This window comes from Streptomyces sp. NPDC001502 (assembly GCF_042894785.1).
Lineage (GTDB): Bacteria > Actinomycetota > Actinomycetes > Streptomycetales > Streptomycetaceae > Streptomyces > Streptomyces kutzneri.
Genome location: NZ_JBIAVW010000007.1, coordinates 186342 through 198019, shown reverse-complemented (window position 1 = coordinate 198019; position 11678 = coordinate 186342). Strand labels below are relative to the sequence as shown.

The 11678-nt window shown below is 71.5% G+C and carries 13 protein-coding genes; 2 read left to right on the top strand and 11 right to left on the bottom strand.

Annotation, left to right across the window (positions count from 1 at the left end; genetic code table 11):
- Window positions 1–390 precede the first annotated feature (390 nt).
- From ACFY0D_RS14450 to ACFY0D_RS14420, 7 genes are all read right to left on the bottom strand, one after another.
- Window positions 391–1131 (bottom strand): DUF3159 domain-containing protein, encoded by a 741-nt coding sequence (locus ACFY0D_RS14450; RefSeq protein ID WP_052871870.1) that lies wholly within the window; start codon window positions 1129–1131, stop codon window positions 391–393.
- Window positions 1132–1134: 3 nt separating this feature from the next.
- Window positions 1135–1554 (bottom strand): OB-fold nucleic acid binding domain-containing protein, encoded by a 420-nt coding sequence (locus ACFY0D_RS14445; protein ID WP_078626234.1) that lies wholly within the window; start codon window positions 1552–1554, stop codon window positions 1135–1137.
- Between the two features lie 24 nt (window positions 1555–1578).
- Window positions 1579–2265 carry a response regulator gene (locus ACFY0D_RS14440; protein ID WP_390798640.1) on the bottom strand — a complete coding sequence of 229 codons (687 nt, stop codon included), beginning with the start codon at window positions 2263–2265 and terminating at the stop codon, window positions 1579–1581.
- Window positions 2262–4952: a DUF4118 domain-containing protein gene (locus ACFY0D_RS14435; RefSeq protein WP_390798639.1), complete on the bottom strand. Its 2691-nt coding sequence runs from the start codon at window positions 4950–4952 to the stop codon at window positions 2262–2264. The genes ACFY0D_RS14440 and ACFY0D_RS14435 overlap by 4 nt, the downstream gene beginning before the upstream one ends.
- 182 nt (window positions 4953–5134) lie before the next feature.
- Window positions 5135–5911, bottom strand: coding sequence for a DUF3710 domain-containing protein (locus ACFY0D_RS14430; protein ID WP_301365783.1), 777 nt, complete (start codon window positions 5909–5911; stop codon window positions 5135–5137).
- 1 nt (window position 5912) lies between these two features.
- Entirely contained in the window at window positions 5913–6458 is a 546-nt protein-coding gene (dut, locus tag ACFY0D_RS14425; RefSeq protein WP_150259936.1) for a dUTP diphosphatase, read from the bottom strand.
- Complete coding sequence (locus tag ACFY0D_RS14420) at window positions 6458–7042, bottom strand: PaaI family thioesterase (protein WP_390798638.1); 585 nt, start codon at window positions 7040–7042, stop codon at window positions 6458–6460. Before ACFY0D_RS14420 ends, dut begins: the two co-directional genes overlap by 1 nt.
- 58 nt (window positions 7043–7100) lie before the next feature.
- Here ACFY0D_RS14420 and ACFY0D_RS14415 point away from each other — a divergent pair, with 58 nt between their 5' ends.
- A complete protein-coding gene (locus ACFY0D_RS14415) occupies window positions 7101–7565 on the top strand; it encodes a DUF3093 domain-containing protein (protein WP_301365789.1) in 465 nt (154 codons plus the stop codon).
- A gap of 53 nt (window positions 7566–7618) precedes the next feature.
- On the opposite strand, the gene ACFY0D_RS14410 is transcribed toward ACFY0D_RS14415, so the two are convergent.
- The 4 genes from ACFY0D_RS14410 to ACFY0D_RS14395 form a co-directional block, all read right to left on the bottom strand.
- Window positions 7619–8551, bottom strand: coding sequence for a hypothetical protein (locus tag ACFY0D_RS14410; RefSeq protein WP_390798637.1), 933 nt, complete (start codon window positions 8549–8551; stop codon window positions 7619–7621).
- 12 nt (window positions 8552–8563) lie between these two features.
- The gene (locus tag ACFY0D_RS14405; protein WP_030008769.1) at window positions 8564–8860 is read right to left on the bottom strand and encodes a DUF4193 domain-containing protein; all 297 of its coding nucleotides are present in this window, start codon (window positions 8858–8860) and stop codon (window positions 8564–8566) included.
- A gap of 381 nt (window positions 8861–9241) precedes the next feature.
- On the bottom strand, window positions 9242–10489 hold the full coding sequence (locus tag ACFY0D_RS14400) for a HAMP domain-containing sensor histidine kinase (protein ID WP_314248759.1): 1248 nt from the start codon (window positions 10487–10489) through the stop codon (window positions 9242–9244).
- Window positions 10490–10494: 5 nt separating this feature from the next.
- Entirely contained in the window at window positions 10495–11148 is a 654-nt protein-coding gene (locus ACFY0D_RS14395; protein ID WP_030008767.1) for a response regulator transcription factor, read from the bottom strand.
- A 245-nt stretch (window positions 11149–11393) separates the two neighbouring features.
- On the opposite strand from ACFY0D_RS14395, the gene ACFY0D_RS14390 reads away from it, so the two are divergent.
- Window positions 11394–11573 (top strand): hypothetical protein, encoded by a 180-nt coding sequence (locus ACFY0D_RS14390; protein ID WP_030008766.1) that lies wholly within the window; start codon window positions 11394–11396, stop codon window positions 11571–11573.
- Window positions 11574–11678 lie beyond the last annotated feature (105 nt).

Genomic DNA, 11678 nt, shown 5'->3' with positions numbered 1-11678 from the left:
CGGGCCTTCACCGACGTGGCCGTTGCACCCCGGGCCGCCCGTACGACCCGGCGCCCCGCCCCGCAGCCACGGACGCGCGTCCACGACCCGTCGGAGCCGGGGGCCTGCCCCGCGGCGGTGGCCCGTCCTGCGCCGTCGACCCCTGCGGGCCCGCCCCTGCGCGGCGGCCTGCCCCACGCGGCCGTTCCCGTCCGGGCCGTCGGCCCTGCGCAGTGGTCTGGCCCGCCGGCGCCGGGGCGCGCTCCTGCGGTCTTGCGGGGGCGGGGCGTGCGGTGGGGCCTCGGCCCTGCGGGCTCCTGCTGCGCCCGCAGGCGCGTTCCGGCGCGGCAGCGCAAAGGGGCGGGACCGGCCTTCTGGCCGGTCCCGCCCCTTTGCGTCAGCTGTGCGCCGTCAGGCCTTCGGCCCCTTGGCGGCGGCCTCGGCGGCCTCCTTGGCCTCCCACTCCGCGATCACGTCGATCGGCGGCGGCGCCTTCGCCAGGAAGACCCAGGTGAAGTACACGGCGAGCACCATCGGCGGGAGCTTCAGCGCGATCAGCACCCAGCCCAGCTGCGTCGCGTCGCCCCACCAGTACAGCGGGAAGAGGATCGCGTACTTGGCGAGGAAGATCAGGCCCCAGGCCAGGCTGGCCTTGACGTACGCCTTCTTGCGCCCGGGGTTGCGGGTGCGCCAGGAGAGGTTCTCCTTGAAGACCGGGCCCAGGATCACGCCGAGCAGCGGGAAGCCCACCAGCGCCGAGACCGTGAAGGCCACGCCAAGGCCGACGCCGTAGATCATGCCGGGCAGGTAGAAGCCCTTCGCGCTGCCCGTGAACAGGGCGAAGGCCACGCCCACACCCACGCCGAAGACCCCGCTGAAGGCGTGCTTGACCGTGTCCTTGCGCAGCAGCCGCACGATCACCAGCAGGACCGCGACCGCGCCGGCCGCGATGGCGGACCACTTCACGTCCTTGTTGATCGTGTAGATCATGACGAAGAGCAGTCCGGGCAGCATCGTCTCCACGGTGCCCCGGATGCCGCCGAAGGCATCGAAGAGCGCCGCCTGCGTCACGGCCTTCTGGTCCTCGGACGGGGCGGCGGCATGTCGCGGCCCGGTCGGTTCCGGGGTGGTCGGTTTGTCGAGTGACGTCACCGGTCAGTGCTCCTGTCCGAGCGGGCGGAGTTCGTACTTCGGGTTGAAGAGCACCCGACGGCCGTGGGTCATGGAGATACGCCCCGAGGCAATCATGCGTCGGCCGGGCTCGATTCCCACGATCGAGCGACGCCCGAGCCAGACCACGTCGAGTGCGGCCGAGCCGTCGAAGAGCTCGGCCTCCAGGGCGGGGACGCCCGCGCGCGGCCGCAGGGTGACCGTACGCAGGGTTCCGGTCACCTTGACTATCTGGCGGTCGTGGCAGTCGCAGATCCGCGTACACCCCGCGGCTTCTGCGTCCTCCTGCAGCTCCGCCGAATGCAGCTCCTCCTGGGAGGTGGACAGCCGCTCAATCATCCGGCGGAACCGGCCCGCAGGCCTGGCCGGCTTCGCGGGCTTCTCGGGACGCGGTTCAGCACTCATACAGGAAGCGTACCGGCGTGCCCACTACCGCTCGAAGCGGTATCCCATGCCCGGCTCGGTGATGAAGTGCCGCGGATGCGAGGGGTCCGCCTCCAGTTTGCGCCGCAGTTGGGCCATGTAGACCCGCAGGTAGTTCGTCTCGGTGCCGTACGAGGGTCCCCAGACCTCCTGGAGCAGCTGCTTCTGGCTGACCAGCTTGCCGCTGTTGCGGACCAGGACCTCCAGCAGGTGCCACTCGGTGGGCGTCAGCCGTACGTCGCGTCCCTCGCGCACGGCCTTCTTGGCGGCCAGGTCCACGGTGAAGCCGTCCGTCTCCACGATCACCTCGTCCTCGCCGGAGCCCGCGGCCGGCTCTGCCCGGCGGACTGCGGCGCGCAGCCGTGCCAGCAGCTCGTCCATGCCGAAGGGCTTGGTGACGTAGTCGTCGGCGCCCGCGTCCAGGGCCTCGACCTTCTCGTCGGAACTGTGCCGGGCGGAGAGGACCAGAATCGGCACCCGGGTCCAGCCGCGCAGGCCCTTGATCACCTCGACCCCGTCCATGTCGGGCAGTCCGAGGTCGAGCACGACCACGTCGGGGTGGCGGGCGGCGGCGAGCTCCAGTGCGCTCGCCCCGTCGGCCGCGGCGTCGACCTCGTATTTGCGCGCCTTCAGGTTGATCACCAACGCTCGGACGATCTGCGGCTCGTCTTCCACCACGAGCACCCGGGTCATTGAGGTCCTGCCTTCTGTCGCGTCATCCGATCACGGTCGTGATCAAGTTCCATCGGTTCCATCGGTTCCGCGGGTTCCGCCGCTTCCATCGGTTCCGCCGGTTCCGCCGGTTCCGCCGGTTCCGCCGGTTCCGCCGTCGCGCCGTCGTCGCCCGCGCCCACCGTGGCACGCTCCGGTGCCCCGCCGCCGCGCACCGCGCGCAAGGTGAGCACCATGGTCAGCCCGCCCCCGGGGGTGTCCTCGGCCGTCAGGGTGCCGTCCATGGCCTCGGCGAATCCTCGGGCGACGGCGAGCCCGAGGCCCACGCCGGCCCCGCGCGGGGCGTCCCCGTACCGCTGGAAGGGGGCGAAGATCCGGTCCTTGGCCTCGTCGGGCACGCCCCGTCCGCGGTCGACGACCCGGACCTCGACCCGGTCGCCGAGGCAGCTGGCCGCCACCAGGACGGGCTCCCCCGCCGGGCTGTACTTGACGGCGTTCTCCACGACGTTGGCCACGGTCCGCTCCAGCAGCCCCGGGTCCACCGCCACCATCGGCAGCGCCTCGGGCACGTCCAGCAGCACGCTGTCCTCCGGTACGCCGCCCAGCGCCATCGGGACCACCTCGTCGAGGTCGATCTCCCGGATCAGCGGGGTGACGGTGCCGGTCTGCAGCCGGGACATGTCGAGCAGGTTTCCCACCAGGTGGTCGAGGCGGTCGGCGCCGTCCTCGATGCCTTCGAGGAGCTCGGCCCGGTCCTCCTCGCTCCACTCCACGTCGGCGGAGCGCAGGGAGCTCACGGACGCCTTGATGGAGGCCAGCGGCGTACGGAGGTCATGGCTGACGGCGGCGAGCAGCGCGGTGCGGATCCGGTTGCCCTCGGCCATCCGGCGGGCCTCCTCGGCCTCGCCGACCAGCCGCTGGCGGTCCAGGACCACGGCCGCCTGCGCCGCGAAGGCGCCGAGCACCCGGCGGTCCTCGGCGGGCAGCACCCGGCCGGACAGGGCGAGGGCCATGTGGTCCCCGATGGGCATGTCCACGTCGGCGTCCTCGGGCCGGGCGGCGGGGCCGGGGCCGACGCTGCCGGCCGGTTTCCAGGGCTCCACGTCGTTCGCCCGCTCCAGCAGGGCGACGGACTCCATGGCGAAGGTCTCGCGTACCCGCTCCAGCAGCGCGTCCAGCGTGGTCTCGCCGCGCAGCACGCTGCCGGCCAGGAAGGAGAGGATCTCGGACTCGGCGCGCAGCCGGGCCGCCTGGTGGGTGCGGCGGGCGGCCAGGTCCACGACCGAGGCCACGGAGACGGCGACCCCGAAGAAGACGGTGATGGCGACGATGTTCTTGGGGTCGGACACCGTGAGGCGGTGCAGCGGCGGCGCGAAGAAGTAGTTCAGCAGCAGCGAGCCGAGGGCGGCGGAGGCCAGGGCAGGCCAGAGCCCGCCGAGCAGTGCGGCCGCCACCGTCAGCGAAAGGAAGAGCAGCATGTCGTTGGCGAGGCCGAGGTCGGCCTCGACGTGCGTGAGCAGCAGGCACAGCAGGAGGGGGAAGACCGTCCCCACCACCCAGCCGGCGATGATCCGGGTCCGCCCGAGCCGGGCGGCCGAGCGCACCACGGGCAGGCCGCGCCCCTTGGCGACGTGCTCGTGCGTGACGATGTGCACGTCGAGGTCGGGTCCCGAGTCGCGGGCGACGCTCGCGCCGACCCCGGGGCCGAAGACGTACTGCCACGAGCGGCGGCGGCTGGAGCCGAGCACGATCTGGGTGGCGTTGACCCCGCGTGCGAAGGCGAGCAGGGCGTCGGGGATGTCGTCGCCGATCACATGGTGAAACGTTCCGCCCAGGTCCTCGACCAGGGTCCGCTGGACCGCGAGCTCCTTCGGCGAGGCGGCGGTCAGCCCGTCGCTGCGGGCGATGTAGACGGCCAGGATCTCGCTTCCCGAGCCCTTGGCCGCCATCCGCGAGGCCCGCCGGATGAGCGTGCGCCCCTCCGGCCCGCCCGTGAGTCCGACGACGATCCGCTCCCGCGCCTGCCAGGTCGAGCGGATGTCGTGCTCGCCCCGGTACTGCTGGAGGTACTCGTCCGCCCGGTCGGCCACCCACAGCAGCGCCAGCTCGCGCAGGGCGGTGAGGTTGCCCGGCCGGAAGTAGTTCGACAGGGCCGCGTCGACCTTCTCGGGCTTGTATATGTTCCCGTGGGCCATCCGCCGGCGCAGTGCCTGCGGCGACATGTCGACCAGCTCGACCTGGTCGGCCCGGCGGACCACCTCGTCCGGCACGGTCTCCCGCTGCCGCACCCCGGTGATCGACTCGACCACGTCCCCGAGCGACTCCAGGTGCTGGATGTTCACGGTGGACACGACGTCGATGCCGGCCCGCAGCAGCTCCTCCACGTCCTGCCAGCGCTTGGCGTTGCGCGAGCCGGGCACATTGGTGTGCGCGAGCTCGTCCACCAGCGCTATCGCGGGCCTGCGGGCGAGGAGCGCGTCCACGTCCATCTCGGTGAAGGCGGCGCCCCGGTACGTCAGGGGCTTGCGCTCGACCTGTTCGAGGCCGTGGAGCATGACCTCCGTCCGCGGCCGGCCGTGGTGCTCGACGAAGCCGACGACGCAGTCCGCGCCCCGCTCCACCCGGCGATGGCCCTCGGAGAGCATCGCGTAGGTCTTGCCCACACCGGGTGCCGCGCCGAGGTAGATCCTGAGCTTGCCGCGTCCCATGCGCCCATTCTCCGGGACGTCCACGCCCCGCACGCACCGATCGCCGCCCCGGCTGCCATCCCTGACGGATCCCTGACGCGCAGTGCCGGGGGGGCACACGCCGGTGGGCCCCACCCCGAAGGAGTAGGGCCCACCGGCCGAAACGCATGACGAGCCCCCCTGTGCGCGGGGGCCGTCCGAGGTCAGCGGACCTCGGTGATCTCCGGGCCTCGTTCGAGCTGGCCCATGCCGCCGCCGAAGCGGGAGCCTTCCTGGTCGTCCGTCTGCACGCCGTCCGGCACCATCTGGGCGTCGTTCGGGAGCTTCAGGACGATCGGGTCGCGGGGAGCCATCGGGCCGTCACCGCGGACGACGACGGTGTCCCGGAAGATCTGCTCCAGCACACCCGCCGACTCGGGGCGCACCGCGCCCTGGCCGGAGATGACGCCGCGCAGGAACCAGCGCGGGCCGTCGACGCCGACGAAACGGACCAGCTGGGCGCCGGTCTGCCCGTCCGGGAGCGGTACGGGCACCTGGGCACGCAGCTCCCAGCCCAGGGAGCCCTGGGCCTCGTCGATGATGCCGCCCTGCTGGGTGATACCCGCGGCGATCTCCTCGCGGACCTCGCCCCAGATGCCCTCCTTCTTGGGCGCGGCGAAGGCCTGCAGCTGCACGGCGCTGTCGCCCAGGACCACGGTCGCGGCCACGATCGCGTCACCGGCGACCTCGACGCGCAGCTCCATGCCCTCGACGCCGGGTACGAGGATGCCGCCCAGGTCGACCCGGCCGTCGGCCGGGTTCCCGAGCACCTCGGAGACGTCCCAGGGGCCGTCGGGCCGCGGGGCCGGCGGCAGGTTCACCCGGCGCGGGGCAGCGCTCTCCTGCTCGCCCGCGTCGTCCTGCTCGGCGACGCCGTCTACGACCTGCTCGGCCGCGCCGCCGTCATGGGCGGAGTCGTTCTTCTTGCGACGTCCGAACACGTCACTGTCCTTCCCGGTCGGTTACGACCGAAGCGTAGCCATTCCCACCCTGCTGACCAGCCCCGGATCCGGCCACGGCCGCATGCCCGCCGGTGGAGCCGAAGCCCCCCTCGGCCCGGGCCGAGCCGGGAAGTTCCGCCACCTCGTGGAAGCGCACCTTCTCGACCCGCTGGACAACCAGCTGGGCGATGCGGTCGAAACGCTCGAACCGGACGCTCTCGCGAGGGTCGAGATTGACCACGATCACCTTGATCTCCCCACGGTACCCGGCATCCACCGTCCCCGGGGCATTCACGAGCGCGAGCCCGCAGCGTGCGGCCAGGCCGGACCGCGGGTGCACGAACGCCGCGTACCCGTCGGGCAGGGCGATCGAGACGCCGGTGGGCAGGACGGCGCGCTCGCCGGGCTCCAGCTCGGCGGCCTCGGTGGTGACGAGGTCGCAGCCGGCGTCGCCGGGGTGCCCGTATGCCGGAATCGGCACCTCCGGGTCGACGCGGCGGATCAGTACGTCGACCGGCCGGCGGGAATCGTGGTTGCTCTGGGACATCAGGGGTTCACCTCAAAGGCGCGTGCGCGCCTGACCTGGTCCGGGTCGGCCATCGCCGCCTGGATCTCCTCGGGCCGTCCGTTGTCGATGAAGTGGTCGACCTTCACCTCGATGAAGAGGGCGTCGGCACGTACGGCGACCGGGCCCTGCGGTCCGCCTATCCGGCCGACGGCCGTGCAGTAGATCTTCCGGCCGGCGACGGCGGTGACCTCGGCCTCCAGGTGCAGCACGGTGTCCACCGGCACGGGCCGCACGAAGTCGGTCTCCAGCCGCCCCGTGACCGCGATGACGCGCAGCAGCCAGTTCAGGGAACCCAGCGTCTCGTCGAGCGCGGTGGCGAGCACCCCGCCGTGGGCGAGACCGGGTGCGCCCTGGTGCGCGGGCCTGACGGTGAACTCGGCGGTGACGCGCACGCCCTCGCCCGCCCGGGCCTCCAGGTGGAGTCCGTGGGGCTGGCCCTGGCCGCAGCCGAAACAGTGCTCGTAGTGCGCACCGAGGAGCTCGCCGGGTGCGGGCGCGTCGGGGTGCCTGACCGGCGCGGCGGCATCGGCAGGGGGCGTCAGCGCTGTGTTTCGTCCACTCACAGCCGCAGACCTTACCCGCGCGGCTACCCACCGGTCGCCTCGTGGCAGGCTTGTCCGTATGCAGCTCTCCACCGCGCACCACGACGAACGTCTGACCGCTCCCCGCTCCTGGTGGGGCATCGCCGTCCTGGTCGGCCTCGCGTGCGCGCTGATGCTGCTGCCGCTGGGCACGATGCCGCTGCTGGCCGGTCTGGTCGGGGGCACCGCGCTGTCCGGGCTGGTGGTGAGTTCGTACGGCTCCGCGCGCGTGCGCGTGGTGGGCGGTGCATTGGCGGCCGGTGACGCGCGGATCCCCGTGACGGCCCTGGGCGAGCCCGAGATCCTGGACGCCGAGGAGTCGCGCGCCTGGCGCACGTACAAGGCGGACACCCGCGCCTTCATGCTGATGCGCAGCTACGTGCCGACCGCGGTCCGCGTCGAGGTCACCGATCCGGCCGACCCGACCCCGTACGTCTACGTCTCCACCCGCCGGCCGCAGGCCCTGGTGGCGGCCCTGCTCGCCGCCCGTACCCAGGCGGCCTGACCGGCCCGTGGGACCGGTGGCCCGGCCGGGGCGGGCCGCCCCGGCGGAGGACCTCAGCCGTGTGCGGAGGGATCCGCGGCCTCCAGTGCGATCCTGGTGGCCTCGGGAAGGGGCTGTACGGGCCGTTCCAGGGGCGGCAGCGCGCTCAGGGCCTCCCAGTCCACGGCCCGCCTCCGCAGGTCACCACGGACCTTCTCGGCGAGTTTGCGGGTGTCCCGCCGGTTCATGACCGCGCCGACGGCGGCGCCCACCATGAACGGCATGAGGTTCGGCAGACTGCGGAACATCCGCTTCATGATCTGCTGGCGCAGTTCGCGCTTCATCTGCCCGCCGAGCGCCGCGTTCAGCGTGGTCGGCTTGGTCAGGTCGACCCCGCGCTCCTCCGTCCAGGCGGTCAGGTAGGCGAGACTGCGCTCCCCCCGGCCGCCCTGCGGGCGCCGGCCGTAGACCTCGTGGAGTTCGGCGATGAGCTTGAGCTCGATGGCCGCGACCGCGGTGATCTCGGCCGCCAGTTCCGCCGGCATCGCGGGCGGCACGGGCAGCATGGCCGCGGCGCCGATTCCCGCGCCCACGGTCGAGGTGGCGGCGCAGGCACCCGAGACCAGCTTTTCGGCGAGCTGCTCGGGGCCGAGGCCCGGGAACTGCGCGCGCAGCGTCGCGAGGTCCCGAACCGGAACGCGCGGTGCGTTCTCGATGACCCTGTCGGTGACGTACTGGGCGGCGTCCCTGACGCTTTCGCCGCCCTTGCGCACACCGTTCTTGACGGCTTGCATCCGACGAGCCCCGGAGCGGAGCCGGGACCCCTCGTCGGGATCGGTTTCCGACGGCACCGCCGGGGCGGTGTCGGAAGGTATGTCCATCGCCGCACTGGCGGAGCCGCCGGAAGCCCCAGGAGCCGTTTCCGGATCCATGGATGCCACCTGCGTCTCCGCCGGATCACCAGATTTCCGGAAGCGGCGCTTCCGAAAGGGTGTGGAGCCAGCCACGGCCGACGCCTATCAGTCGCAGTCGCGACAGATCGGCTGACCGTTCTTCTCACGTGCCAGCTGGCTGCGGTGGTGCACCAGGAAGCAGCTCATGCAGGTGAACTCATCGGCCTGCTTGGGCAGGACCCGGACGGCCAGCTCCTCATTGGAGAGGTCCGCACCGGGAAGCTCCATGCTCTCGACAGAGTCGAATTCGTCCATGTCTGCGGACGAGGTCGACTTCTCGTTGCGCCGGGCCTTCAGCTCTTCGATGCTGTCGTTGTCGACGTCATCGTCGGTCTTGCGCGGGGTGTCGTAGTCCGTTGCCATTGTTCGCTCTCCCCCTCTGGGTGTTAGCGGTGTCTCAGCGCACGTAACGCACGAGAGGCCGGACTTGTGCCCGACCTGAGGCGGAGATTTTGCCTCACATCAAGGTCTGTTACTCAATCGACACCCAGCCGCCCGCCCGAAGGACGATTGGCTGGGATGACGAGCGGGACCGTACACGGTCCGAGGGTCGTCATGCACAAACGCCACCCCGTGTATTTCCCGCCATCCGAGGGGCCGGAAACCCGGACTTCCCGGGCGTTCCGGCCGTGATGGGGTCACTGAACGCACATGGGCCGACACCGGCCACTGTGATCGATCACACAGGACCGGTTGTTTTCACAGGGCAAGCATTCAGCCAAAAGCGAACACGAGGCCGGGGTCTCACAAGGGAAGAGTGACACGCATCACGAGGCCACCGCCTTCCCGGGGCATCGCCTGGATCCTGCCGCCGTGTGCGCGCGCCACGGAGCGCGCGATCGACAGACCCAGCCCGACACCCTTGTCGCTGCCCGTGCGCTCCGTACGCAGCCGCCTGAAGGGCTCGAAGAGGTTGTCCACCTCGTACGCGGGAACAACGGGACCCGTGTTCGATACCAGGAGGACCGCCTGATCGTGCTGGGCCTCGGTGACGACCTCCACCCAGCCGTCCTCCGGCACGTTGTACCGGACGGCGTTCTGCACCAGGTTGAGGGCGATCCGCTCCAGCAGCACCCCGTTGCCCTGGACGACGGCCGGGGCGCGCTCGCCCCGGATCTCCACGCCCTTCGCCTCGGCCTCGCCGCGCACCTGGTCGACGGCGCGCGAGGCGACCTCGGCCAGGTCCACGGGTTTGCGCTCGACGATCTGGTTCTCGCTGCGGGCCAGCAGCAGCAGGCCCTCGACCAGCTGCTCGCTGCGCTCGTTGGTGGCGAGCAGGGTCTTCCCGAGCTGCTGGAGCTCGATCGGTGCCCCCGGATCGGAGAGGTGCACCTCCAGCAGGGTCCGGTTGATCGCGAGCGGGGTCCGCAGCTCGTGCGAGGCGTTCGCGACGAACCGCTGCTGGGCCGTGAAGGCCCGCTCCAGCCGGTCGAGCATGTCGTCGAAGGTGTCGGCGAGCTCCTTGAGCTCGTCGTCCGGCCCGTCCAGCTCGATCCGCCGGGTCAGGTCGGAGCCCACGACGCGGCGGGCGGTCCGGGTGATCTTGCCGAGCGGCGAGAGCACCCGTCCGGCCATCGCGTAGCCGAAGGCGAAGGCGATGATGCTCAGCCCGAGCAGGGCCATCAGCGACCGGCTCAGCAGGTCGTCCAGGGCGTGCCGGCGCTGTTCGAGGACGCACTGGTTGATCGCCGCGGTGAACTGCTCGAACGGCTGGTTGGTGCCGCTCACACCGGAGCAGGTGGTGCTGGTGACCTCGATGTTCTGACCGCGGACGATCGTGAACGGGATGGCGTTGCCCTGCCGCAGGGCCTGCGCCGCCAGCAGGTAGATGATCGACAGCAGCAGGATCCCGGCGATCAGGAACATCCCGCCGTACAGCAGCGTGAGGCGTATGCGGATGGTCGGCCGCAGCCACGGGAAGGGACCCTCGGGCTGGCCGGGGTCCCATGTCGGTTTCGGTGGCGCCGCCGGTGGCGCAGGGGTGGTGGCCACGCGCATCAGATCCGGTATCCGGAACCGGGCACGGTCACGATGACGGGCGGCTCACCGAGCTTGCGGCGCAGGGTCATCACGGTCACCCGTACGACGTTGGTGAAGGGGTCGGTGTTCTCGTCCCAGGCCTTCTCCAGCAGCTGCTCGGCGGAGACGACGGTCCCCTCGCTGCGCATGAGCACCTCCAGCACCGCGAACTCCTTGGGCGCCAGCTGGACCTCCTTGCCCTCGCGGAACACCTCCCGCCGGTTCGGGTCCAGCTTGATGCCGGCCCGCTCCAGGACGGGCGGCAGCGCGACCGTGGTGCGCCGCCCGAGCGCCCGTACGCGGGCGGTCAGCTCGGTGAAGGCGAAGGGCTTGGGCAGGTAGTCGTCCGCGCCGAGCTCCAGCCCCTCCACCCGGTCGCTGACGTCGCCGGAGGCGGTCAGCATCAGCACGCGGGTGGGCATGCCGAGCTCGACGATCTTCCGGCACACGTCGTCACCGTGCACGAGCGGGAGGTCCCGGTCCAGCACGACCACGTCGTAGTCGTTCACGCCGACCCGCTCCAGGGCGGCGGCGCCGTCGTACACGACGTCCACGGCCATGGCCTCCCGGCGTAGTCCGGTGGCCACCGCATCGGCGAGCAGCTGCTCGTCCTCGACGACGAGTACGCGCACGTCGTTTCCTTCCTCCGAGCCCAGAAGGGCACACGTGTATTGCGTCGCCCATCCTGCCCGTTTCGGCCATAAACCGGCTGTAAGGCGGCTCGCGGAGGGGCTGACGGGGCGGAAGTGAGGATTCCCTGGCCTTACGAGGTTTCTGGGCCCAGGGTGCAGGGGAGGACGAGATCACACCCCATCCACTCCCTGACGGCGGACAGCCACGTGCCGCCGCCGACCCACGAAGAGGGGGCGAACCCACCATGGACGCATTCACCGCGGGTCTCCTGCAGCGCATCAGGACAACGCAGTCGGACCTCAGGCACGCCCGCGAGACGGGCGACGACTTCCTCGCGGAAGTGGAACTGGCGGAGCTGGAGGATCTCCAGCGCCTGGCCGCCGAACACGGTGTCCCGGTCTCGGCCGCCGTGCCCGCCTGCTGATCCCCCGATCGGCCGGCTGCCGTTCCCGCACGACCCCTGCACCGATCCTGCACGACTCCCGCACGACCCCTGCTCCTGCACGGCCTCTGCACGACGTGGACCCCG